This window comes from Allorhizobium sp. DMC15, assembly GCF_056314065.1.
The window spans coordinates 263,286-284,895 of record NZ_JBQUZB010000002.1 but is presented as its reverse complement, the minus strand read 5'-3'; the positions used below and the strand labels follow the sequence as shown (position 1 = coordinate 284,895).

Below are 21,610 nucleotides of genomic sequence, written 5' to 3'. Positions count from 1 at the left end.
GGGGTGGGCGTCTATTTGGACATCGAGTCCGGTGTCAGATCGACACGGCTTTCCTTGCCGTCCGGCGTTTTCAGCACGAGTTCGACGCCGCCGCCGATGGAGCGCATGTAGCGGACGACGGAGGAGAGGAGGACGTCGTCGGCGCGTTCGATTTTCGACACGGTGTTCTGCGTCATGCCGGCCCGGGCTGCGACATCCTGCTGGGTGGCCTGCATGGCCTTGCGAACCTCGGCCAGCGCCTTGCCCAGCCGCCGCTCGTTGCGCTTGGCATCGAGGCGTGCGCGGATCTCGTCCGGCAGATCGGCGCGCAGTGTTTTCCAGTCAGAGTCCATTGCGTTTCTCCTTCAGCCAGGCTGAAAAGCGGGTATCAGCCTTGCGGATCAGGGTGTTGTAAAACAGCGTCTGGCTTATGCCCTGCTTGTCGCCGCGCAGAGGATGATGGCGCTCTGGGCCGGATCGACGGCGAAGGCGAAACGCCAGACCTGTTTGCCGAACCGCACCCGAATTTCCTTCATGTTGGAATGGGTGGAGCCTGCCAGCGTGTCCACGTCGGGCCGACCGAGGAAGGGGCCGTCGTCTTCGAGATGGTCGAGGACCTCACCGACCAGTTCCTTCAGGCCCATCTCCAGCGCCTTCCATTCGGGAACAAATTCGGAATGAAATTGCACCTTGTATGGCATTGGTTTGTCCCAGGATATATCTTTGAAGATATTGCGTCAATTGCGGCGTCATCGAAATAGGCTGCGCAACGGTGAGAAAACAGGGCAGCCCGCAGGTCGATATTTATCCTTGTATTATCCAACTTGACGTGTCTAATTTCAACCTATTAGTGCTTTCGGTTCGCGCGGGAAGCGGGCAGTGGTGTCCTTGACGTGCGTCCAGGGGCGGACCAAGTCCGTGAACGAAAAGTTTGGAAATCTTGTCAGAGAATAGGATCGGTCCGACTGTGAACGAAGATGCTAGGAAGGTCCTGGATAACTACCTCGATACCGAACGTCTCGCTGTTCCCCACGCGATACTGATCACGGGGAAGTGGGGCAGCGGAAAGACTCATTTTTTACAGAACATTTATGAGCCAGAACGGCAGCGCAGGCTGAATGACGAGCGGCGGTACCATGTGCCGTTCCTGTTTGTCAGTCTGTTTGGTGCGGCTTCCGCCCATGACGTCGAATTGCGAATCTACAAGGCAGCCTGTCCCGGTGAGGCGGTTGCTGGTGCAGTCGCGGGCACCATCGCCTTAGGGCTTGGAGAGTTTTTTCGCGTTAAGGACGCCGCAAAAGGCGTTATCGACAAGCTAGGTAAAAAAGCAATTAAGCGTCTTAACGATTACGTTTTCGTTCTAGACGACTTGGAGCGGGTGGAGCCCAATGCATTTAATGAGGTCCTAGGGCTGATCAATTCACTAGTCGCTGATCACGGTCGTCGAGTCATTATTGTGGCAGATGAGGACAGGCTCAAATCCATACACACGGAAAGCCATTGGAACGATCAGAATGAAAAAGTGGTCGGAAGGCGGGCTGAGATCAGGCCAGATTTCGGAGCAGTAATCCACGATTCAGCAAACAGGATTCCCAAGGGTCCCTTGCGGCATTTTCTAATAAATAATTCCGAATCCCTGTTTGATGTTGCTCGCGCATCGGGAGTGGAAAATCTTCGAAATATTGCTTGGGCGGTTCATAATGCTGAGGTGTTTTGCGGAGCTCTTTTGTCTGATGACGCAATTCCAGAGGCGCATGTCTTAAAGATTATGCAAGTTGTTTTTGCCGCCACGCTTTGGCTACGATCCGGCAAGTTGACCTCGTCCTCTCTGAAAAGAATTCCTGGGCTGCCAATGCAACTTGCGGCCAGATCACTGAGCAGAAATAAGGATGTTCCTTTAGAGCCAGACGTTGCGAAGGCTAAGGAATTCGTCGACGCATTCCCGGAGTTAGGACTAGAAGCTCCACCATTGAAATACGAATTTCTCGACGATTTCGAGCGCAGCGGAGTTCTCAACGCTAACGAAGTCGTACTTTGGGTCAAATCTCAATTTGGATTCGGTAGAGAGCATAAGGAACCTTCGTGGCGTCGGTTGTGGCATTCGTTCGAACGGCCACGGGCGGAAACGAAAGAAGCAGTGGAGGAGCTTCGAAAAGAACTCGCGGATCGCACTTACTCTGACATCGGATCAATTCTGCATTGTGCTGGTTTGGCCATTCGGCGTTGGGCACTTGAAGAAAAAATTATAACAAACGGGGAAGATATTGTTGAATACTTCAAAGCCTATATCGATGAATTAAGCGAGAGTGATAAGCTGGAGCGGGTGAAGACAAATTCGTTTCAAACCGATTTTGAAGGTGATGGAGGTCTCGGATTTATTTCTTCCGATACGCCTGAGTTCAAGGAGATTTGTGAATATATTTTACAGAAGTCAAAAGATGCTTCCGACGCAGAGATGAGTGCTGTTGTAAGCGATATACTGACCGAAGCTGAAAATGGAGATCTTGATGCGTTGTATCGGTTTATCAGAAATGATGAGTATGAGCTGTCACAAAATCCGGTGCTGAGTGATGTCCCCGTTGATAGGGTGGCGTCATTTATGGCCAGAGATTTCCCACAGCTAAATGCTGGGCGTAAATTATTGGCTTATCGTTACAGTCATGTTGGGACGGGCCACCAACTTTTCAAAGAGATACCTTGGGCTCGGGCTGTCTATATTGCGGTTCTAGAGAAGCTTAACGATTGGAGTGAGCCGGATCGAACAGTGGCAGAAAATTCTCTCCAGAGTATAATTAGGTACTATGAAAAAGATAAATTGCCGGATGAGAAGATAATTTCGGAGTAGCCGGTGATTAGTATTTGAGATCGTGGCTTGTGTTTCTGCAAACAAAACCCGCCGAATTTCTCCGGCGGGGTCCGCATTCCCTCAATCCTCAAGCGCTATCCGCGCTCTCAGAACTCCACAGCCCGATCGCCGTCCTCGTCCTGAATGCGGGTCGGCAGGCCGATCTTGTTCAGGAGGTTGATGAAGGGCTTGGGCGGCAGTTCTTCGACGTTGGCCATCTTCTTCACGTCCCATTCGCCAGTCGCGACCAGCATGGCGGCTGCGACCGGGGGGACGCCGGCGGTGTAGGAGATGCCCTGGCTGCCCACTTCGTTATAGGCTTCCTTGTGGTCGGCGACGTTGTAGAGGAAGACGGTCTTTTCCTTGCCGTCCTTGAAGCCCTTCACGTAATCGCCGATGCAGGTCTTGCCTTCATAGTTGGGGGCAAGCGAGGCAGGATCCGGCAGGCAGGCCTTGACGACCTTGAGCGGCACGACTTCGGAACCGTCGGCGAGCTTGACCGGCTGTTCGGAGAGGAGGCCGATCGACTTCAGCACGGTGAAGACGTTGATGTAGTGATCGCCAAAGCCCATCCAGAAGCGCACGTCGGCGCCGTCCATGTTCTTGGCCAATGAGTGCACTTCGTCATGGCCGCAGAGATAGGCGCGGCGGGTGCCGACGACCGGCAGGTCGTAGTCCTTGCCGATCTCGAACATCTTGTTGACCTTCCATTCGCCGCCCTGCCAGGAATAGACAACGCCGGTGAATTCGCGGAAGTTGATTTCCGGGTCGAAATTGGTGGCGAAGTATTTGCCGTGGCTGCCGGCATTGATGTCGACGATGTCGACATCGGTCACCTTGTCGAGATATTCGTCCTTGGCGAGCTTGGCATAGGCGTTGACGACACCCGGATCGAAGCCGGCGCCGAGGATGGCGGTGATGCCTTTTTCAGCGCATTCTTCCGCACGCTTCCACTCGTAGTTTCCGTACCACGGCGGGGTTTCGCAGATCTTGTTCGGCTCTTCATGGATCGCGGTGTCGATATAGGCGACACCGGTGTCCATGCAGGCGCGCAGCACCGACATGTTGAGGAAGGCGGTGCCGACATTGATGACGATCTCGGTGCCGAGCTTCTTGATCAGGGCCTTGGTGGCTTCGATGTCGAGGGCGTCGAGCGCATGGGCTTCGAGAACGCCTTCCTGCTTCATCGCCTTCTTTTCGTGCACGGAAGCGATGATGGCGTCGCACTTCGCCTTGGTACGCGAAGCGATATGGATGTCGCCGAGCACGTCATTGTTCTGCGCACACTTGTGGGCGACCACCTGGGCGACGCCGCCGGCGCCGATGATGAGCACGTTCTTCTTCATAATGGGACCAACTCCTATGTCCAATCGTCAGAACCTGTTCCTGAGGGAGTTCAGGACAGGCTTGTTTCGTAGTCCGTGTAGTCGAACTCACGGACCGTCCTGAGGCTGCCATCCAGTTCGCGGATGGCGATTGCCGGCATTTGCACGCCGTTAAACCAGTTTTTCTTGACCATCGTGTAGCCGGCGGTGTCCTGCAGCGAGATGCGGTCGCCGATGTTCAATTCCTTCTCGAAGTTGAACTCGCCGAAGATATCGCCCGCGAGGCAGGACTTGCCGCAGACCTGGTACCGGTGCGGTCCCTGGTTGGGGTGGACCTTCGCGCTTTCCCGGTAGATCAGGAGATCGAGGAGGTGCGCTTCGATGGATGAATCCACCACGACAAGATCCTTGCCGTTGTAAAGCTTGTCGAGCACGGTGACTTCGAGCGTGGTCGACTTGGTGATCGAGGCTTCGCCGGGCTCCAGATAGACCTGGACGCCGAACTCGCCGGAAAAGCGCCTGAGGCGCTCGGCGAATTTTTCGAGCGGATAGTTCTCGCCGGTGAAATGGATGCCGCCGCCGAGAGAGACCCAGTCGGCCTTCTTGAGGAGGGGGCCGAACTTCTGTTCGATGTCGCCCAGCATCTTGTCGAAGAGGTCGAAATCGCCGTTTTCGCAGTTGTTGTGGATCATGAAGCCGGAGATCATGTCCATGACCGGCTCGACCTTTTTCAGATCCCATTCGCCCAGCCGCGAAAAGGGGCGGGCGGGGTCGGCCAGATCAAAGCTCGAGGAGGAGATGCCGGGGTTTAGCCGCAGGCCGCGGATGATGCCGGATGACTGCTTTTCGAAGCGGGTCAGCTGGCCGATCGAGTTGAAGATGATCTTGTCGGCATGGCTGACGACTTCGTCGATCTCGTAATCGGCATAGGCGACTGAATAGGCATGGGTTTCCTTGCCGAAACGCTCATGGCCGAGGCGGACTTCATTGAGCGACGACGAGGTCGTGCCGTCCATGTAGTCGCGCATGAAGTCGAAGACCGACCAGGTGGCGAAGCATTTCAGCGCCAGAAGCGCCTTGGCGCCGGAGAGTTCGCGTAATGTCGCGATCTTCTCCATGTTCTGGAGCAGCTTGGACTTGTCGATCAGGTAATAGGGAGTCTGGATCAAGGCTCTATCCTTCGTGAACCCAGCCATATCTGGCGGAAGTGAACGGGACGCCCCGAATGCGTCGGAGGGGTCCCATAGGCAAAAGGGGGTCAAAAGGCAAGCATTAGCTCAGCGTTTTGGCTGATATGCTGCCTGCCTGATTTGCATGAAGGGCGAATGACGGTTGCAGCCTGTCCGCATTGCTGCTCTGCCCTGCGCTGGCGCCACTGCAGCCATGCGTTGGACGGCGGGCTTTGTTCAGCAATCGGCAAGTTTTGGCTTGGTAAGTGCAGATGCAACGGTTCTCCTCTGGACAGCTCATGCATCTCGACCTTGCCACGATCCTGATCCTGCATCCGCTGTCTCTGACGGTTGGAGCGATGTGCTTTCTTCATTTGCGCTTCCGGTCTCGTCGTAGCCGGGGACTGGGCAAGATGGCCCTTGCGTTCCTGGTCCTGGCGATTGGATCCGTGACGGCCGGAGCGGGCGAAGAGGGGCTTGTCGATTATCAGACCTGGACCTACTGGAGCTTTTTGAGCGGCCCGCTCGCCTACACACTTTTCTTCGTCGGCCTTCAAACCCTGCTGACCGAGCGCCCGGCCGGGCGGTCGGTTTGGCTGTTTGCCATTCCCGCCAGCCTGGCAGTCGTGGCCTATGTCTTCGAGTTCCACCTGGTGAACGCCTACCGAGCGATCGTCTTCCTTTCGATCATGGGGCTTTATGCCCTCGGCAGTGCCGCGCTTGCGCTATCTGATCCACAGCGTGAAGGGCTCGGCAGTCGCTACGGCTTGGCCGCCACCCTCTGCGTCAAGGCGATGATTGCCATTGCCACGATTGCGGGCATTGCCTACCCCTCGCTTGTGGATTTTGGCCCGGCATCGACCTTCCTTATCCTGATACTGTGTCAGTTCGCGATCGCGATGTTCGTGCTTATTCTCGTCCAGGAGCGCGCCGAGCGGCGGCTGATCGCGTTGACTGAGACTGACAGTCTGACGGGTATCCGCAACCGGCATTGGTTGATGGACCGTCTGCCGCGGCAGGCGCCGGCCGGCAGCGCCTTCCTGATGATCGACATCGACCACTTCAAGCAGGTGAATGATCGGCACGGGCATGCCGCCGGCGATCTGGTGCTCAAATCGGTGGCGCAGGCCATGGCCTCGGATATGGCCGAGGGAGCCCTGTTTGCCCGCATGGGCGGCGAGGAATTCGGCCTCTATCTGGCCAAAGCATCCGAGGTCGAGGCGGTCGCGACGGGGGAGAGGCTCCGGCAGACGGTCGAGGCGCTGGCGATTGCCCACGAGGGCGTGGAGATCCCGGTGACGTTGAGTGCCGGCGTGGCGGTGCCACGCGGTGCAATTTCGATCACCCGGCTGATCGGCCGGGCGGACGAGGCGCTCTATGTGGCCAAACGGACCGGCCGCAACCGGGTGTGCCTGTTCGAGGATGACGGCATGGTTGCCGCCGAAACGGTGCGTGCGCCGGAGAAATCGAGGTCGCAGACCGCTCCGCTCCCCTGAAGCGAACGTTCCGGCGCCTTTCCCGCCTTGCCAGTCCTCATGGAATTTGGTTCGCCTTATGCAATGTTCAGTGGTCCCCGTGAGTCCCATATGCTGAAAGACTTCTCCCCCCAGGCCGCCTTCATGGGCGTGCTTGTCGCCTTTGTCGGTTTTGCCAGTTCCTTTGCGGTTGTGCTGCAGGGGCTGAAGGGGGTGGGCGCCACCGATTACGAAGCAGCCTCCGGGCTGATGGCGCTGTCGGTGGCGATGGGCATCTGCGGGATCGTCTTGAGCGTCTGGACGAAGCTGCCAGTTTCGGTGGCCTGGTCGACGCCCGGGGCGGCGCTGATGGCGACGGCGGGCATTCCGGTCGGCGGGTTTCCGGCGGCGGTCGGGGCGTTTCTCGTCTGCGCGGCGCTGATCGTGCTCGCCGGCCTCATCCGGCCCTTCGGGCGGGCGGTGGCCGCGATCCCGGCGCCGATTGCCAATGCGATGCTGGCGGGTGTGATCCTCAATCTCTGCTTTGCGCCGTTCAAGGCCGTGGCGTTTGATCCGCTGCTCGGGCTGCCGATCCTGGTTGTCTGGGCGGTGGTCGCGGCTTTCAAGCGGCTTTATGCGGTGCCGGCGGCGCTTATGACCTTTGTCGTCGTCATCGTCTTCGGCGTCGACCTGCCGGAGGGCGCAATGGCAAGCTGGGCGGCGTCGCTTGCGCCGCCGGTGGAGTTTGTGGCACCTCAATTTACGCTGCCGACGCTGGTGTCGATCGCGCTGCCGCTGTTCATCGTCACCATGGCCTCGCAGAACATTCCAGGGATCGCGATCCTGAAGGTCAACAAATATGAGCCCAATCCGGGGCCGATGTTTGCGGTGACCGGTGTTTTTTCGGCGCTGTCTGCGCCCTTCGGCGGTCATGCGGTTAATTTGGCGGCGATCACGGCAGCGATGTGCGCGGGGGAGGATGCGCATGCCGATCCGAAGCGGCGCTATTGGGCGGCGATCATTGCCGGCATCGGCTATGTGCTGCTCGGGCTGGCGGCCGGTGCCGTCACCGGCTTCGTGTCGCTGGCGCCGCCGATCCTGATCCAGTCGGTTGCGGGGCTGGCGTTGATCGGAGCATTTTCGGGGTCTTCGGTGGCGGCCTTTCAGGCGGCTGAGACGCGGGAGGCTGCGGCCGTGACGTTTCTGGTGACGGCGTCGGGGATTTCGATCCTCGGAATTTCGGGTGCGTTCTGGGGGCTGATCGCGGGGGTGGCGATGCTGGGTCTGGTCAAGCTTGCCGAGGCCAGGGCATGAAGCGGCCCCGCATCCGGGCCGTCCTCTTTGCCCTCACTGCCGGGTTCTTCGGCTATGTCTTCTACATGCGCTACTGGATCCGGCGCGACTGTATCGCGGCCTCGCAATCGAGTTGTCTCACGTCTGACGGCAGCAACGTTACCGATGGCGGAATGGTCTGGGGCGTGATTGCGCTCGGCTTTGCCGCGGCTGCTCTCATCGCCCAGTTCGGGAGGCGCTGAACGGCGTGTTCTCCACCTGGCGCAATCGCTATGGTTGCGCTAGGTTTTGACATGGAGTTCGAATTCGATCCTGTCAAAAGCGAGGCGAACAAAGCGAAACACGGAATCGATTTCGTGGCGGCGCAGGAGTTGTGGTATGATCCAAGCAAGAAGACGCTCGCTGCTTCCTATCGTGAAGAAGTACGGTTTCTAACGGTCGGCAGCATCAAGGGACTACTCTGGACGGGTGTGTTCACTCTTCGTGGACGTCGTATCAGGATCATCTCGGTGAGGCGTGCAAGAAAACCGGAAAGGCTGGCTTATGGCCAAGATGACAGCTGAAGAGTTCGATCGCAAATTCGATAGCGGTGAAGATGTCGACGATGATCTGGATTGGTCTCAGGCCAAGACCGGCGATATTGGCCGCAACCTTTTTCTTGTGAAGCTTGGCGAGAACAGTGCGATGGACATCGCCACCAAGGCCAAACGTCTTGGGTTGCCGGTCGATGAGTTGATTTCAAGGTGGGTTGATGAGCGTCTCGAAGAGGAGCGTCGCTCCGCCGCCGAATAACACCCTTGCGCGATTCATTCCTTCGCGTTATTCCTCATCGCATGACGACCAACGGCACCACCATTGCTGCGATTGACATGACGGCCCGCTCTGCGGCCGGCTTCGTCGCGTCGGTGCCGAACTCGCTTCTTCTTCTCGGCCTTATCCGCGGTTGCCGGGTCCGTTGAGGAGCGCCCGGCGGCCGGGTCAGCCGTTTGGCGATTGCTCCTCGAAAACTCCCTAATCCAGATCAGTAATTCCCTGAACAGGGTTCGTTCGGACGTGTCAAAGCCAGGCTGATTTGCTATCAGCAGCGCACGCCGACGAGGACGAGAAGAGACGAAGACGATGATTTTGAAGACCCATACCGTCAAGCAGGGCATGCCGGACGCTTCGCAGAAGTACCGCCCCTATCCGCAGATCGACATTGCCGATCGCACCTGGCCGTCGAAGGTCATCGACAAGGCGCCGATCTGGTGCTCCGTCGACTTGCGCGACGGCAACCAGTCGCTGGTCAACCCGATGGGCCATGACCGCAAGGCCCGGATGTTCCAGCTGTTGCTCGACATGGGCTTCAAGGAAATCGAGATCGGCTTTCCCTCGGCGTCGCAGACCGATTTCGACTTTGCCCGCTGGTGCGTGGAAGAGGGCGGGGTGCCCGCCGATGTCTCGCTGCAGGTTCTGGTGCAGTGCCGGCCTGAACTCATCACGCGGACCTTCGAGGCGCTGGAAGGCGCCCATCAGCCGATCATCCATTTCTACAACTCGACCTCCGAGCTGCAGCGCCGCGTTGTATTCGGCAAGGATGTCGCCGGCATCAAGCAAATCGCCGTCGACGCAGCGAAGATGATCATGGACATGTCGGCCAAGGCCGGTGGCGGCTATCGCTTCGAATACTCGCCGGAGAGCTTTACCGGCACCGAGCTGGACGTGGCGCTGGAGATCTGCAACGCCGTCATCGCCGAAGTGAAGCCGACGGCTGACAACAAGCTGATCCTCAACCTGCCGTCGACCGTCGAAATGGCGACGCCGAACATCTATGCCGACCAGATCGAGTGGATGTGCCGCAATATCGATCAGCGCGAGAACGTGATCATCTCGCTGCATCCGCACAACGACCGGGGCACCGGGATTGCCGCAACGGAACTGGGCCTGATGGCCGGTGCCGACCGCGTCGAGGGTACGTTGTTCGGCAATGGCGAGCGCACCGGCAATGTCGACGTCGTGACGCTGGCGCTGAACATGTATACGCAGGGTGTGGATCCGAAACTCGACTGCACCGATATCGAGCGGATCAAGGCCGTCTACGAATATTCCAACGAGATGGTGATCCCTGAGCGCCACCCTTACGTCGGCGAACTGGTCTATACGGCCTTCTCCGGCTCGCATCAGGACGCCATCAACAAGGGCATGAAGGCGATCCGTCAGGCGAATTCGCCGCTGTGGGAAGTGCCTTACCTGCCGATCGATCCCCAGGATGTCGGCCGCACCTATGAGGCGATCATCCGCATCAATTCACAGTCGGGCAAGGGTGGCATCGCCTATATCCTGCAGGAAGACTACGGCATCAACCTGCCGCGCAATCTCCAGGTGGAGTTCCGCGAGGACATCCAGCGGATCACCGACGAGGGCGGCAAGGAGCTGCCGTCCAAGGCGATCTACGAGCGCTTCATCGAGCGCTATGTCGATCAGCCGCAGGCGCGGATCAAGTTCGTCGACCACCACACCTATCCGGCGGGCTCCGACCAGAAGGGCATCCGGATCGTGGCTGCCGAGATCACCGACAAGGGGGAGACGAAGCGGATCGAGGGCAAGGGAACGGGTCCGATCGACGGCTTCGTCAATGCGCTCTCGACCTATCTCGGCATTGATCTGTCGGTGCAGGACTATTCCGAGCATTCGCTGCAGCATGGGTCTAACGCAGCCGCCATTGCCTATGTCGAGATGGCGCATGCCGGCGGCAAGCTGTTCGGGGCTGGCATCAACACCAATATCGTGACGGCCTCGCTGGAAGCCATCGTCTCGGCGGCCAACCGGGTGCTCGAGACGCAGGCCAAGGCCTGACGCCATGACGCTCTTCGCCGAGGTTCGGAATTGCTCCTCGGCGAAGGCTCCGCTCGTGCTCTTTCACGGCTTCGGCGGGATCGGCGCGCTCTGGGCGCCGGTCATCGACCGGCTCGATGCTGATCGGCCGCTTATCATCTATGATCTTCCAGGGCATGGAGGCTCGCTCGATGCCGATGGTGTCGGGCATGCCGGGGTGATGGCCAAGGGGATACTCGCCGATCTCGACCGGCGGGGCGTGTCTTCCTTCCATCTCTGCGGTCATTCGATGGGCGGGGCGGTGGCGAGCCTTGTTGCGCTGAAGGCCGCCTCCCGTCTGCACTCGCTGACGCTTCTCGCTCCCGGTGGTTTCGGCTTCGACATCGATCATCGGGCCTTGCGGCGCTATGCGGTCGCGGCTGAGCACGGTGAGCTTACCACGGCGCTCGCAGCGATGTTGGCACCGGGACATGTGACGGAGCGATCCGGCCTCGAACGGCTGGCTTCGGCGCGTCAGGCACCCGGCGCCGCGGATCGGCTGCTGGCCATTCTCGCGTCCTTCCTGGTCGAACGAGATTGTCGGACGGGGCAGGGTACGTTGCCGCTTGCATCATTCGATGGTCTTGGAATTTCGACGCGGCTCTTATGGGGAAAGCTAGATCCAATCCTGCCGGTCGATCAGGCGTCGAAGATCTGGCCGGGTGCGTTGGCTACCTTGGTCGAAGGGGCCGGGCATATGCTAATCGAGGAGGCACCGGACGAGGTTGTGGCAGCGCTTCGTGCTGCTCTCGCCGAAGACTGAGCCTCAGCCGCCCATCAAGCGTTCGCTGTGATCCAGCTTCAGCGGCGCATCTTCGCTCTCGATCTTGAAGCGTTGCCAGTCGAGCTGCCAGTTTCCCGCCTCACCATCGATTGAGAAGAGATTGTAACCCGCTGCCGGCTTCTTGGCGCCCGGACCCTGGCTTGCCGAGGCAATGCCGACGACGGGGATGTGTTTTTCCCGGTCTGCCAGCCAATAAAGCGTGTTCAGATGCGTATGCCCATGCAGCACGAGCTCGGCGCCGCCGGTGCGGATCGCGGCGGCGAAGCGGCGGATGCCGATCATGCGCTTGTGCTGGGCGGCGGCACCGCGGATCGGCGGATGATGGATCATCACCACGCGGAACAGTCCTTCCTCGCCAGCGGCCTTCAGGAGGCCGGCCGTTTCGCGGGCCTGCCGGCCGCTGAAATAGCCTTGGGCGGAAAAGGGTGGGGTTGCGATCGAGGTGGAACAGCCGATGATGGCGATCGGGCCGCGGCGGCGGATATAGGGGAAGAGTTTGTAGTCGTCCTGGAAGATCAGCGGATCGTCGTCGCCGCGCATGTAGTCGTACCAGGATTGGACAACGCGGTCATGGGCGCCGGGTACATAGGCGTCGTGGTTGCCCGGAACGACCGAGGTATCGAGCGGGGTTCCCGCCAGTTTGAGCCATTCGGCGACGAGGCGGATCTCGAGTTTTGAGGCGAGGTTGACCAGATCGCCGGTGATCGCCAGATGGTCCGGAGACGCCTCGCGCAGGCTGTCGAGCACCATTTCCAGTGCATTGGGGAAAAGATGCTTGCGGCGGTTGCGATGCCAGTTCACATAGCCCGTGATGCGCTTGGACGCGAGCTCCCGGATCGTCAGGTTCGGCAGGGGGCCGAGATGGACATCGGATATATGCGCGAGCTTGAACATGGCGCTTCTCTTAGCGAGGGCGGGAATGAGGGGCAAGGGAAATGACACCAGCCGTGAACAGGGCGGACACGCCCAGTGATGAAAGGCTGGGATGGCCGAGGAAGTTCCTCGTGCGGCTCCTGCATGTCTATTTCGCCTTCAGTCGTGGCATGACGCTCGGCGTGCGGGCCGCCTGTTACGATGGCGAGGGGCGCGTGTTTCTGGTGCGCCACACCTATGTGCCGGGTTGGCATCTGCCGGGAGGGGGCGTGGAGCGTGGTGAGACCGCAATCGAAGCGCTGGCGAAGGAGTTGCGGGAGGAGGGCAATCTGGAAATGCTCGGTGCGCCCAGTCTCTTCCAGGTCTATTTCAACGGCCGGATCAGCGGGCGCGATCACGTGCTGCTCTATCGGGTGAGGGTGCAGCAGACGGCGCCGCGCAGCGCCGATCGGGAGATTGCCGAATGTGGGTTTTTCGATCTGGCGTCGCTGCCCGAGGGATCAACCGAGGCGACCCGTCGCCGCCTCGCCGAACTGAGCGGCGAAGCGGCGATGTCCCATCACTGGTAAGGCTCAGGCGCCCAGTTTGTCACGGTCATGGGCCGCCGTCAGATCGAAATCCGGTCCGACGGGGACCACGCCGGTCGGATTGATCATGGTGTGGCTGCGATAGTAGTGATGCTTGATGTGGCGCATCTCGACCGTCTCGGCCACGCCCGGCGTCTGATAGAGATCGCGCAGGTAGGCCGACAGTGCCGGATAGTCTGCGATCCGGCGAATGTTGCACTTGAAGTGGCCGACATAGACGGGGTCGAAGCGCACAAGCGTGGTGAAGAGGCGCCAGTCGGCCTCGGTGACCCGGTTGCCGAAGAGATAGCGCTGGTTGGTCAGGCGTTCTTCCAGCCCGTCCAGCGTCTCGAACAGCGGATAGACGGCGCTTTCGTAAGCCTCCTGCGTGGTGGCGAAGCCGGCCTTGTAGACGCCATTGTTGACGGTGTCGTAGATGCGGGTGTTGATCGTGTCGATGTCCGCGTGCAGGTCCTCAGGATGCATGTCGAGCGTCGAGCCGGTCAGGTGATCGAAGGCCGAATTGAACATGCGAATGATCTCGGAGCTTTCGTTCGAGACGATCGTGCCCTGCTGCTTGTCCCACAAGACGGGGACCGTAACGCGGCCCGAGAAGGTGGGGACGGCACGGGTATAGACCTGCCAGAGGAAATCCGAGCCGAAGAGGTGGTCGACGGTCGCGCCGTCGCGGTCGTGGAATTCCCAGCCGTTCGACAACATCAGGGGATCGACCACAGAAACCGAGATCAGGTCCTCCAGGCCTTTCAGGGCGCGGAAGATCAGCGTGCGGTGCGCCCAGGGGCAGGCATAGGAGACGTAGAGATGATAGCGGCCGGCCTCTGCCTTGAAGCCGCCCTTGCCCGAGGGACCGGCAGAACCATCGGCGGTTACCCAGTTGCGAAAGCTCGAATCCGCCCGCTTGAAATGGCCCGAGGTCGATTTCGTGTCGTACCAGACGTCCTGCCAGACGCCGTCTACCAGCCTGCCCATGGCACGCTCCTTTTTTTGTTTCTCACTTGCGGGGGAAGATACGGCTCTTCGGCGCGATTGCGAGGGGCGTTGCGATGAACAGTGCGTTTTCCGTTGGACGCGCGGAAATTTTGCTGCTATCGGGAAAAACCTTTACGGAAGAAAGCCCCCGATGACCTTCGCACGGAACCCACGACGACGCTGATGCTCATGAACGCCGCAAGGCGCGTGAACCTTTTTTGCTGTCTGTCTGCTGGTTTCGGTCATCCATGAAAAACTTTGGGCTTGTCTACCTCACCGAGGATGCGTCGCACGACGCTGTCATCGAACTCATCAACGAAGAAGCGTTTGGGCCCGGCCGGCATACCCGCGCGGCTGCGCGGATCCGCGAGCAGGGACCGCATGATCGGTCGCTCTCCTATATCTGCGCCGACAATGGCGAGACGATCGCCTCGGTGCGCATGACGCCGGTGATGGCGGGAGGCGTGAAGGGGCATCTGCTCGGACCGCTGGCCGTTCGGCCCTCCCACAAGAACCGGGGCATTGGCCGGGAACTCGTGCGGATCGCGATCGAGGCGGCGCGGCGGAAGGGATCGGAGGGCGTGATCCTGATCGGTGACCCACCGTATTACATGCCGCTCGGTTTCGAGAAGGTGGCTTACAAGGCGCTCGACTTCCCCGGTCCCGTCGATCCGAACCGGGTGCTGGTGGTGCCGCTGGCCGATGACGTCCATGAGCGGCTGAAGGGCGTGATCGCCTGGCGGGACTGCAAGGCCGTGGCGGTGGAAACGCCGGTCCTTGAGGCCGCGCAAACGGACAAGGTCTACGCATCGGCCTGAGGCAGAGGCGCGTTTTCGTATACGGAACCATTCGCGCCGCAACCTGTTCCCCTGTCAGCACTTGCAATGACAGGAGAAGACGAGATGTTGAAGTTTATCGGTGGCACGATCGGCGCAATCTTTCTGATCGGGTTGATCGTGGTCGTCCTGTTCCTCAAGTTGATCTTCTGAAACGGGGCACCAGTCATCGTCGTCAGCGTGCCTTGTCAGCGACTTCCTCAAAGCGCTTGATCAGCCAGCAGATATCGTGGCCTTTCGCAAAATTCTCGATACGACCGAAGACCCGGTAGCCTGCCCGCTCATAAGCGCGGCAGGCGACTGGGTTGATCGTGTCGATATTGGCGCCGATGCAGCCGCGCGCCCGCGCTTCCTCTTCGGCCAATGCCAGAAGTTTCCCCGCCATGCCCTCTCCGCGCAGACGTTCGGGGACGAAGAGCAGTTCCACGTAGAGCCAGCCACGACCGGTATAGCCGACCAGGCCACCCTCGATGCTGCCGCCTTCGGCGGTGATCGGGATGAAGAGGTCCCGGCGGTCGGTCGGACCGAGCAGGGTGTCGTTGTGGGCGCGGATGCCGGCGAGGATGGTGTCGCGGGCGGCATCTGGCACGGTGTCGGAGAGGCTGAGGGACGTCGTCATGGGCGGGAGTGTGGCGCGTCAGGGAGCTGCTGTCGAGGGGCGGGGCGGGCAGATTTTTTGCGGAACCGATCGAGCGCGGGACTGTTGGGCAGGAAACCAGGCGGAGCGGTGAGGGGCAGGACAGCCCCTTCCAACCACTTCGACACGAGCCCTGCAATGAGGAGACCCAGATGCGCGCATTGGTTTGGCACGGCAAAGAGGATATCCGGTGTGATCAGGTTTCGGATCCCGAGATCGAGGACCCCCGGGATGCCATCATCAAGGTGACGAGCTGCGCGATCTGCGGATCGGACCTGCACCTCTTCCATAACTTCATTCCGGCGATGATGCCTGGCGACATCATGGGCCACGAGACCATGGGGGAGGTGGTCGAGGTGGGCTCCGGCATGAACGGCAAGCTGAAGAAGGGCGACCGTGTGGTCATCCCCTTCACCATCACCTGTGGCGAATGCGACCAGTGCCGGCGCGGTAATTTCTCGGTGTGCGAGCGGTCGAACCGCAAGAAGGAGCTGGCGGACAAGGTGTTCGGTCATGCGACCGGCGGGCTCTTTGGCTACACGCATCTGACCGGCGGTTATCCGGGCGGGCAGGCGGAATATCTGCGCGTGCCCTATGCCGACAGCACCCATATCAAGGTGCCCGACAGCATGAGCGACGAGCAGGCGCTGTTCTTGAGCGACATCCTGCCGACTGGATGGCAGGCGGCGGTCCAATGCGACATCGAGCCCACGGATACCGTGGTGGTGTGGGGCTGCGGGCCGGTGGGCCAGATGGCGATCCGCAGCGCGGTGCTGCTCGGTGCTGCGCAGGTGGTGGCGATCGACTATCTGCCGGAGCGGCTGTCGATGGCGGAGGCCGGCGGGGCAATCACCATTAACTTCAAGGAAGAGAGTGTCATCGAGCGGCTGAACGAGCTGACCCGGGGCAAGGGGCCGGAGAAATGCATCGATGCTGTCGGCATGGAGAGCCACGTCTCGACCAGTCATCCAGACAGTATCATGGATCGTGCCATGCAGATGATGCTGATGGAAAACGACCGGCCGCATGTGCTGCGCGAAATGATCTATGTCTGCCGTCCGGGCGGGATCATTTCCATTCCGGGCGTCTATAGCGGCCTCATCGACAAGCTGCCGCTCGGCATGGCGATGAACAAAGGGCTCACCTTCCGCATGGGGCAGACGCATGTGAAGCGCTGGACCGACGATCTGGTGCGCCGGATCGGGGAGGGGCAGCTCGATCCGTCTTTCGTCATCACCCACAGTGTGGGCCTCGAAGAGGGGCCGGAGATGTACAAGGTGTTCCGCGACAAGCAGGACAGCTGCATCAAGGTCGTTCTGAAGCCGTAACCGGAGGAAATCCCATGTCCATTTTCAAAACTCTCAAGCGCGGCAAGGGCGATCCCAAGGTCATCTCCAAGGGCCCCAGTTCTTTGTCGTCGTCCGACCGGCTGGCACGCAATCTCGGCTGGTTCTCGATCGGGCTCGGTCTGGTCGAACTGTTCGGGGCGCGCCGGCTGACCCGCGCGCTCGGCATGGAAGGCCAGGAGACGATGGTGCAGGCCTATGGTCTGCGCGAGATCGGCTCGGGCATGATGACGCTGTCGGTCGACAAGGAGGTGGGGCTGGCCAGCCGTCTCGCCGGCGACGCGATCGATGTCGTGACGCTCGGCTCCGCCATGCGCAGCGACAATCCGAAGCAGGACAATGTGGCGATCGCGCTCGTGCTCGTTGCTGGCGTGACGCTGCTCGACTTCGTGGCGGCGGGTGCCGCGAGAGGGCGCCACACGCGGCAGCTGGGGGAGCGGCGGGATTATAGCGACCGGAGCGGCTTTCCGCGCGGCGTGGCCGGCTCGCGCGGGCTGGCGCGGGAGAAGGAGGGGGCGGCGGCGACGGGAGCGGGGTGAGGTTTCAGGCTTCGTCCAATCCGCTTAACGCGGCCCCCGCCCTGGCAGAATGGCATCCGCGATGATGTCGAACAGGCGGTCTGATCTCGGCACCAAAGGCGGTTGTTCTGCGAGCCAGGCGAGGGCGCTGATCAGCGCGAACAGATCATCGCCATCCATATCGGCCCGGGCCCTGCCATCCGTCTGGGCTCGCACAAGCAGCCTGTTGCCGGCGCTGCGCAAAGTCACGCATGAGCCGTGTAACGCCGACTGTTCATCGGCGATCGCACTCACCATGGCTGCGATGACACCGCTATAGTCCTTGGTCGAGCCCACGGCCTCCCGTAGCCACGTGAGAAGGGCTTCTTCCGCATTCGTTTCCTCTTGCAGTCTCCTCGCCCTCGCGCTCAATGCGTCGAACGTGTCCCGCAACAAGGCCTCAAGGAGCGCCTCGCGCGTCGGGAAATGGCGGTGCAGCGTTCCGTCTCCAACACCGGCCTTTCGCGCGATATCCCGCAACGAAGCATCGGGGCTGCCGCCCGTAAGGAGGTCGCGTGCGACGGCAAGGATCATGTCATAGTTCTTTTTAGCGTCAGACCTCATCTCGCACCTTGACAAACGGGGCATTGCTCCGCTTATGTGGAGCACTGCTCCGTTTAATGCGGAGCAGTGCTCCAAATTTGGTAGCACGCCTCTTACGATGATGAAAGTGACGATCATGACAAGCATGAAAGCAGTGTTGATCCATGCCTTCGGTGGACCGGATGTCCTGCGTTACGAGGACGTGGCCATGCCGGCCATCGGACCGGATGAGGTACTGGTCCGCGTCAGCGCAATCGGCATCAATCCTCCCGACTGGTATCTGCGCGACGGCTACAGGGCACTGCCGCCGGAGTGGCGCCCGAAGGTCGATTTCCCGATTATTCTCGGTACCGATATCTCAGGGACCGTCGAGGGCGTCGGTCACAACGTCACCGGTTTTTCCGTCGGCGACGAGGTCTATTCCATGGTGCGGTTCTTCAGCGTCGCCGAGAGCAGGGCCTATGCGGAGTATGTCGCCGTGCCGGCGACGGAGCTTGCGCTGAAGCCCCAAGGCATCGACCACATCCATGCGGCGGCGGCACCGATGTCACTTTTGACGGCCTGGCAGTTCCTTGTCGATGTCGGGCATAGTCGGCCGAACCCGCTGCAGGCCGAACCGCATCGGCCGGTGCCGCTCGAAGGTCGGCGTGTGCTGATCAATGGCGCAGCGGGTGGAGTGGGGCACCTCGCCGTTCAGGTGGCGAAGCTCAAGGGCGCCCATGTCACCGCCGTCGCATCAGGTCGAAACGAAGCCTTGTTGAGGGAGCTCGGGGCGGATGTCTTCATCGACTACACCCAAAATGACTCGACGACGATCCGGGATCTCGATCTGGTGGTGGATGCTGTCGGTGGGCCGGCTACCGCACGGTTCCTGCAAACGCTGAAGCCGGGCGGGGCGCTTTTTCCGGTCTATCCGCTCGGATTCGCCGAGGCGGACGAGGCGGCCCGTCTCGGGTTGACCGTCTCTACGACGCAAGTCCGCTCGCATGGTGGGCAATTGGCTGAACTCGCGCCTTTGCTGAATGACGGGAGCATCCGTGTCGTGATCGACAGCACCTTTCCGCTGTCTGCCGCGCGCGAGGCTCATCAGCGTGCGGAGAAGGGCCATATCCAGGGTAAGATCGTGCTGGTCCCATGATGCGCAACCATCTCCGCACCCAAGATGGAGCAGAGGCCGTCCTATCAGAAACGAGGGTTATCGTTCAGGGCGAGATCCTGCTCGACGCGACAGACGTCGAAGCGTTTCAGGCGGCTGTCGACCTGATCAATCCGACGACGCGGGCGGAAAGCGGTTGCGTCTTCTATCGCGTGAGCGAAGATGCAAAGCATAAGGGGCAAGTGACGGTCGTCGAGCGGTGGATATCCGAGGCGAGCCTCATCGCGCATCTCGAACGGGCCGAGACTGGGGCGTTCGTCGCGCAGTGGTCAGGGCGGATGAAGGCAGATGTGCGGGTCTATTCCGTCTCGAGTGAGCGGCCGCTTTAGATCTCCTACCGCCCCTCACGCCACCACATGGCAGACACCGCCAGCAGCAAAATCCCCAGCCCCGCAAAGCCCGCAAACAGCGGCAGCGTGTTGACGCCCTTCAGCACCGTCTCGTCGGTCAGGCGGATCAGCATTCTCCGGTCGTCGGCGACGCGGACTTCGCCGCGCACCGGCAGGATGTCGGGGATGCGGACGGTTTCGTCGCCGTCGTCGAGGCGGGTGGTGAGGCCTTTCAATTCCGTGCTGATCGGGGCGAGCGTTTCGGTTGTCGAGACCATGGCGCGGAATTCCGGGGCGTCGACGGCGCCGACATGAACGAGGGTGGAGAAGTCGCCATTGGCGACGGTGAAGAGGCCGGTTTCGGTCATGCGGCGTTCGCCGCGATAGAGGCCGGGCTGGATCTCCGAGAGGTCGAGCGTGATGCTTTCGCCCGAGGGCGTGGTGATGGTGGCAGGGCCGGGGGCGTCGCCGATGGTCTGGCGGGTAACTTCCAGCGTGCGACCTTGGGCGCGGGCGCGCAGCGCCTCTTCCTCGAGTTCTGGCTCCTTCATCAGCCAGTGGGCGATGCGGCGATAGAGCGAGACATGTGGGCCGCCGCCTTCGAAGCCGCGTGCCCAGAGCCAGCCCTGGTCGGAGAGCAGCATGGCGACACGTCCCTGTTCGGCGCGGTTGAGCACAAGCAGGGGACGGCCTTCGTCGGCGGTCATCACGGTTTCGCCAGAGGCGTCGCCGACATCGACGCTGCGGAACCAGCGGCCCCATTGCGGCGGTTCGACATTGGAGCCGTCGAGGCCTCGGGTGACCGGGTGTCGCTTGCCCTGTTCCGACAGGCGCGGATAGAAGCCGGCCTGGTGGACCTCGCCGGTCGGCGCGGCGGGCAGGACGGATTCGAGCGGGGTGAGCGCGATCGAATCCTGGCTGGCATGTTCGGGGCCGGCCGCGATCAGAAGCGCGCCGCCGTTCCTGACATATTCGGCGATGTAGTCGTAATAGAGGATCGGCAGCACGCCGCGATGCTGGTAGCGATCGAAGATGATCAGGTCGAAATCGTTGATCTTTTCGACGAAGAGTTCGCGAGTGGGGAAGGCGATCAGCGACAACTCGTTGATCGGCGTGCCGTCCTGCTTTTCCGGCGGGCGCAGGATGGTGAAGTGGACGAGGTCGACGGAGGCGTCTGATTTCAACAGATTGCGCCAGGCGCGTTCGCCGGCATGGGGTTCGCCGGAAACGAGCAGCACGCGCAGGTTCTGGCGGATGCCTTCGATCAGGTGGATGGCGCGATTGTTGACGTCGGTGACTTCGCCGGGTGTTCCGGCAACGGAGAATTCCAGCACGTTGTTGCCGCCGCGCGGGACCTTGAAGGAATAGGAGGTTTCGGCACCCGGCAGAGCCGAGACGGTGCCCAAATCCTCGCCGTTCATCTTGACCGAGACATCGGCGGGCTGGTTGGACGGTTCGCCGTCGTCGAAGACGCGGAAGGTGAGTTCCTGTTCTTCGTCGACGATGCCGAAGCGCGGGGCGCGCAGGATCTCGATGCGGCGGTCGAATTCGCCGGCCTTGCCGGTGACCAGCGCGTGGATGGGGGCCGAGAAGGGCAGCGGCTGAGTGTCCGGCGGCAGGTCGTGGACCTGGCCGTCGGTGACAAAGATGGCGCCGCCGACACGGGCGGGCGGTACGTCGGCGGTGGCCGTCTGCAGGGCTTCGAAGAGTTTGGTCGAGGGTGCGTCGCTGTCGCCGGGATCGGTGACCTCGACGATGCGCGGCTCCAGATTGGGGAAGCGGGCGAGGCGTTCCCGCAAGCCCGCCAGCGCCTCGTCCGTCTGTGCCGGGCGGCCGGCGATCTGCTGGCTCTGGCTGCGGTCGACGATGACGGGAACGACCGTCGTCAGCGGATCGCGTTCTTCCTGCAAAAGCAGCGGGTTGGCCAGCGCCGCGAGCACGGCGAGCGAGGCGGTGAAGCGGATGGTGGTGCCGCGCAGGCCGCGCATGAAGCCGAGGATCGCCAGAAGGGTGGCGAGCACGGCAAGTACAGCAATCACGAGCCAGGGGATGAAGGGCGCGAATTCGAGCGTCAT

Annotated in this window: 25 protein-coding genes; 15 read left to right on the top strand and 10 right to left on the bottom strand. The window is 61.0% G+C overall.

Features of this window, described 5'->3' with window-relative positions; all coding sequences use genetic code 11:
• Window positions 1-11: 11 nt before the first annotated feature.
• Window positions 12-332, bottom strand: a complete 321-nt coding sequence (locus ACT53S_RS09955; RefSeq protein WP_476066856.1) for a helix-turn-helix domain-containing protein — start codon at window positions 330-332, stop codon at window positions 12-14.
• Window positions 333-407: 75 nt separating this feature from the next.
• Complete coding sequence (locus ACT53S_RS09950) at window positions 408-680, bottom strand: type II toxin-antitoxin system RelE/ParE family toxin (protein WP_476066855.1); 273 nt, start codon at window positions 678-680, stop codon at window positions 408-410.
• A 266-nt stretch (window positions 681-946) separates the two neighbouring features.
• On the opposite strand from ACT53S_RS09950, the gene ACT53S_RS09945 reads away from it, so the two are divergent.
• Entirely contained in the window at window positions 947-2,824 is a 1,878-nt protein-coding gene (locus ACT53S_RS09945) for a P-loop NTPase fold protein (protein ID WP_476066854.1), read from the top strand.
• Window positions 2,825-2,931: 107 nt separating this feature from the next.
• Here ACT53S_RS09945 and ACT53S_RS09940 read toward each other — a convergent pair whose 3' ends face one another.
• The 3 genes from ACT53S_RS09940 to ACT53S_RS09930 all read right to left on the bottom strand — a co-directional run bounded on the left by ACT53S_RS09940 (window position 2,932) and on the right by ACT53S_RS09930 (window position 5,692).
• A complete protein-coding gene (locus ACT53S_RS09940; RefSeq protein WP_476066853.1) occupies window positions 2,932-4,170 on the bottom strand; it encodes a saccharopine dehydrogenase family protein in 1,239 nt (412 codons plus the stop codon).
• A 50-nt stretch (window positions 4,171-4,220) separates the two neighbouring features.
• On the bottom strand, window positions 4,221-5,318 hold the full coding sequence (locus tag ACT53S_RS09935) for a carboxynorspermidine decarboxylase (protein ID WP_476066852.1): 1,098 nt from the start codon (window positions 5,316-5,318) through the stop codon (window positions 4,221-4,223).
• Window positions 5,319-5,407: 89 nt separating this feature from the next.
• Window positions 5,408-5,692 (bottom strand): hypothetical protein, encoded by a 285-nt coding sequence (locus ACT53S_RS09930; protein ID WP_476066851.1) that lies wholly within the window; start codon window positions 5,690-5,692, stop codon window positions 5,408-5,410.
• A gap of 39 nt (window positions 5,693-5,731) precedes the next feature.
• Here ACT53S_RS09930 and ACT53S_RS09925 point away from each other — a divergent pair, with 39 nt between their 5' ends.
• From ACT53S_RS09925 to ACT53S_RS09895, 7 genes are all read left to right on the top strand, one after another.
• Window positions 5,732-6,814 (top strand): GGDEF domain-containing protein, encoded by a 1,083-nt coding sequence (locus tag ACT53S_RS09925; protein WP_476066850.1) that lies wholly within the window; start codon window positions 5,732-5,734, stop codon window positions 6,812-6,814.
• Window positions 6,815-6,904: 90 nt separating this feature from the next.
• Entirely contained in the window at window positions 6,905-8,086 is a 1,182-nt protein-coding gene (locus ACT53S_RS09920) for a benzoate/H(+) symporter BenE family transporter (protein ID WP_476066849.1), read from the top strand.
• Complete coding sequence (locus tag ACT53S_RS09915; protein ID WP_476066848.1) at window positions 8,083-8,307, top strand: hypothetical protein; 225 nt, start codon at window positions 8,083-8,085, stop codon at window positions 8,305-8,307. Before ACT53S_RS09920 ends, ACT53S_RS09915 begins: the two co-directional genes overlap by 4 nt.
• Window positions 8,308-8,358: 51 nt before the next feature.
• Window positions 8,359-8,628 carry a BrnT family toxin gene (locus ACT53S_RS09910; RefSeq protein ID WP_476066847.1) on the top strand — a complete coding sequence of 90 codons (270 nt, stop codon included), beginning with the start codon at window positions 8,359-8,361 and terminating at the stop codon, window positions 8,626-8,628.
• Window positions 8,609-8,857 (top strand): type II toxin-antitoxin system BrnA family antitoxin, encoded by a 249-nt coding sequence (brnA, locus tag ACT53S_RS09905; RefSeq protein ID WP_476066846.1) that lies wholly within the window; start codon window positions 8,609-8,611, stop codon window positions 8,855-8,857. The genes ACT53S_RS09910 and brnA overlap by 20 nt, the downstream gene beginning before the upstream one ends.
• Window positions 8,858-9,184: 327 nt before the next feature.
• The gene (gene leuA / locus ACT53S_RS09900; RefSeq protein ID WP_476066845.1) at window positions 9,185-10,900 is read left to right on the top strand and encodes a 2-isopropylmalate synthase; all 1,716 of its coding nucleotides are present in this window, start codon (window positions 9,185-9,187) and stop codon (window positions 10,898-10,900) included.
• A 4-nt stretch (window positions 10,901-10,904) separates the two neighbouring features.
• Window positions 10,905-11,681 carry an alpha/beta fold hydrolase gene (locus ACT53S_RS09895; RefSeq protein ID WP_476066844.1) on the top strand — a complete coding sequence of 259 codons (777 nt, stop codon included), beginning with the start codon at window positions 10,905-10,907 and terminating at the stop codon, window positions 11,679-11,681.
• Window positions 11,682-11,684: 3 nt separating this feature from the next.
• Here ACT53S_RS09895 and ACT53S_RS09890 read toward each other — a convergent pair whose 3' ends face one another.
• Window positions 11,685-12,596, bottom strand: a complete 912-nt coding sequence (locus ACT53S_RS09890; RefSeq protein ID WP_476066843.1) for a metallophosphoesterase family protein — start codon at window positions 12,594-12,596, stop codon at window positions 11,685-11,687.
• 149 nt (window positions 12,597-12,745) lie between these two features.
• Here ACT53S_RS09890 and ACT53S_RS09885 point away from each other — a divergent pair, with 149 nt between their 5' ends.
• Window positions 12,746-13,144 (top strand): NUDIX domain-containing protein, encoded by a 399-nt coding sequence (locus ACT53S_RS09885; protein ID WP_476067463.1) that lies wholly within the window; start codon window positions 12,746-12,748, stop codon window positions 13,142-13,144.
• Window positions 13,145-13,147: 3 nt separating this feature from the next.
• On the opposite strand, the gene ACT53S_RS09880 is transcribed toward ACT53S_RS09885, so the two are convergent.
• Window positions 13,148-14,131, bottom strand: a complete 984-nt coding sequence (locus tag ACT53S_RS09880) for a glutathione S-transferase family protein (RefSeq protein WP_476066842.1) — start codon at window positions 14,129-14,131, stop codon at window positions 13,148-13,150.
• Window positions 14,132-14,379: 248 nt separating this feature from the next.
• Between ACT53S_RS09880 and ACT53S_RS09875 the strand changes: the two genes are divergently transcribed.
• Together ACT53S_RS09875 and ACT53S_RS09870 are read left to right on the top strand one after the other, a co-directional pair.
• The gene (locus tag ACT53S_RS09875; RefSeq protein WP_476066841.1) at window positions 14,380-14,949 is read left to right on the top strand and encodes a GNAT family N-acetyltransferase; all 570 of its coding nucleotides are present in this window, start codon (window positions 14,380-14,382) and stop codon (window positions 14,947-14,949) included.
• A gap of 66 nt (window positions 14,950-15,015) precedes the next feature.
• Complete coding sequence (locus tag ACT53S_RS09870) at window positions 15,016-15,120, top strand: small membrane protein YohP (RefSeq protein WP_476066840.1); 105 nt, start codon at window positions 15,016-15,018, stop codon at window positions 15,118-15,120.
• 22 nt (window positions 15,121-15,142) lie between these two features.
• Here ACT53S_RS09870 and ACT53S_RS09865 read toward each other — a convergent pair whose 3' ends face one another.
• The gene (locus ACT53S_RS09865; RefSeq protein WP_476066839.1) at window positions 15,143-15,586 is read right to left on the bottom strand and encodes a GNAT family N-acetyltransferase; all 444 of its coding nucleotides are present in this window, start codon (window positions 15,584-15,586) and stop codon (window positions 15,143-15,145) included.
• Between the two features lie 170 nt (window positions 15,587-15,756).
• Here ACT53S_RS09865 and ACT53S_RS09860 point away from each other — a divergent pair, with 170 nt between their 5' ends.
• Both ACT53S_RS09860 and ACT53S_RS09855 read left to right on the top strand, forming a co-directional pair.
• Entirely contained in the window at window positions 15,757-16,932 is a 1,176-nt protein-coding gene (locus ACT53S_RS09860; RefSeq protein WP_476066838.1) for a zinc-dependent alcohol dehydrogenase, read from the top strand.
• Window positions 16,933-16,946: 14 nt separating this feature from the next.
• The gene (locus ACT53S_RS09855; protein WP_476066837.1) at window positions 16,947-17,489 is read left to right on the top strand and encodes a hypothetical protein; all 543 of its coding nucleotides are present in this window, start codon (window positions 16,947-16,949) and stop codon (window positions 17,487-17,489) included.
• 24 nt (window positions 17,490-17,513) lie between these two features.
• Here the strand turns inward: ACT53S_RS09855 and ACT53S_RS09850 are convergent, their stop codons facing one another.
• Entirely contained in the window at window positions 17,514-18,041 is a 528-nt protein-coding gene (locus ACT53S_RS09850; RefSeq protein ID WP_476066836.1) for a TetR/AcrR family transcriptional regulator, read from the bottom strand.
• Between the two features lie 154 nt (window positions 18,042-18,195).
• On the opposite strand from ACT53S_RS09850, the gene ACT53S_RS09845 reads away from it, so the two are divergent.
• Entirely contained in the window at window positions 18,196-19,188 is a 993-nt protein-coding gene (locus ACT53S_RS09845; RefSeq protein WP_476067462.1) for an NADP-dependent oxidoreductase, read from the top strand.
• On the top strand, window positions 19,185-19,535 hold the full coding sequence (locus ACT53S_RS09840; RefSeq protein ID WP_476066835.1) for a putative quinol monooxygenase: 351 nt from the start codon (window positions 19,185-19,187) through the stop codon (window positions 19,533-19,535). The genes ACT53S_RS09845 and ACT53S_RS09840 overlap by 4 nt, the downstream gene beginning before the upstream one ends.
• Before the next feature lie 5 nt (window positions 19,536-19,540).
• Here ACT53S_RS09840 and ACT53S_RS09835 read toward each other — a convergent pair whose 3' ends face one another.
• Window positions 19,541-21,610: a hypothetical protein gene (locus ACT53S_RS09835; protein WP_476066834.1), complete on the bottom strand. Its 2,070-nt coding sequence runs from the start codon at window positions 21,608-21,610 to the stop codon at window positions 19,541-19,543.

Coding starts and splice junctions, on each gene's coding strand:
- ACT53S_RS09920 (WP_476066849.1), top strand. CDS start 6,905: ATGCTGAAAGACTTCTCCCCCCAGGCCGCCTTCATGGGCGTGCTTGTC.
- ACT53S_RS09835 (WP_476066834.1), bottom strand. CDS start 21,610: ATGACGCTCGAATTCGCGCCCTTCATCCCCTGGCTCGTGATTGCTGTA.
- ACT53S_RS09855 (WP_476066837.1), top strand. CDS start 16,947: ATGTCCATTTTCAAAACTCTCAAGCGCGGCAAGGGCGATCCCAAGGTC.
- ACT53S_RS09895 (WP_476066844.1), top strand. CDS start 10,905: ATGACGCTCTTCGCCGAGGTTCGGAATTGCTCCTCGGCGAAGGCTCCG.
- ACT53S_RS09875 (WP_476066841.1), top strand. CDS start 14,380: ATGAAAAACTTTGGGCTTGTCTACCTCACCGAGGATGCGTCGCACGAC.
- ACT53S_RS09845 (WP_476067462.1), top strand. CDS start 18,196: ATGAAAGCAGTGTTGATCCATGCCTTCGGTGGACCGGATGTCCTGCGT.
- ACT53S_RS09940 (WP_476066853.1), bottom strand. CDS start 4,170: ATGAAGAAGAACGTGCTCATCATCGGCGCCGGCGGCGTCGCCCAGGTG.
- leuA (WP_476066845.1), top strand. CDS start 9,185: ATGATTTTGAAGACCCATACCGTCAAGCAGGGCATGCCGGACGCTTCG.
- ACT53S_RS09925 (WP_476066850.1), top strand. CDS start 5,732: ATGGCCCTTGCGTTCCTGGTCCTGGCGATTGGATCCGTGACGGCCGGA.
- ACT53S_RS09915 (WP_476066848.1), top strand. CDS start 8,083: ATGAAGCGGCCCCGCATCCGGGCCGTCCTCTTTGCCCTCACTGCCGGG.
- ACT53S_RS09850 (WP_476066836.1), bottom strand. CDS start 18,041: ATGATCCTTGCCGTCGCACGCGACCTCCTTACGGGCGGCAGCCCCGAT.
- ACT53S_RS09880 (WP_476066842.1), bottom strand. CDS start 14,131: ATGGGCAGGCTGGTAGACGGCGTCTGGCAGGACGTCTGGTACGACACG.
- ACT53S_RS09865 (WP_476066839.1), bottom strand. CDS start 15,586: ATGACGACGTCCCTCAGCCTCTCCGACACCGTGCCAGATGCCGCCCGC.
- ACT53S_RS09840 (WP_476066835.1), top strand. CDS start 19,185: ATGATGCGCAACCATCTCCGCACCCAAGATGGAGCAGAGGCCGTCCTA.
- ACT53S_RS09950 (WP_476066855.1), bottom strand. CDS start 680: ATGCCATACAAGGTGCAATTTCATTCCGAATTTGTTCCCGAATGGAAG.
- ACT53S_RS09955 (WP_476066856.1), bottom strand. CDS start 332: ATGGACTCTGACTGGAAAACACTGCGCGCCGATCTGCCGGACGAGATC.
- ACT53S_RS09870 (WP_476066840.1), top strand. CDS start 15,016: ATGACAGGAGAAGACGAGATGTTGAAGTTTATCGGTGGCACGATCGGC.
- ACT53S_RS09890 (WP_476066843.1), bottom strand. CDS start 12,596: ATGTTCAAGCTCGCGCATATATCCGATGTCCATCTCGGCCCCCTGCCG.
- ACT53S_RS09885 (WP_476067463.1), top strand. CDS start 12,746: ATGACGCTCGGCGTGCGGGCCGCCTGTTACGATGGCGAGGGGCGCGTG.
- ACT53S_RS09910 (WP_476066847.1), top strand. CDS start 8,359: ATGGAGTTCGAATTCGATCCTGTCAAAAGCGAGGCGAACAAAGCGAAA.
- brnA (WP_476066846.1), top strand. CDS start 8,609: ATGGCCAAGATGACAGCTGAAGAGTTCGATCGCAAATTCGATAGCGGT.
- ACT53S_RS09860 (WP_476066838.1), top strand. CDS start 15,757: ATGCGCGCATTGGTTTGGCACGGCAAAGAGGATATCCGGTGTGATCAG.
- ACT53S_RS09930 (WP_476066851.1), bottom strand. CDS start 5,692: ATGAAGAAAGCACATCGCTCCAACCGTCAGAGACAGCGGATGCAGGAT.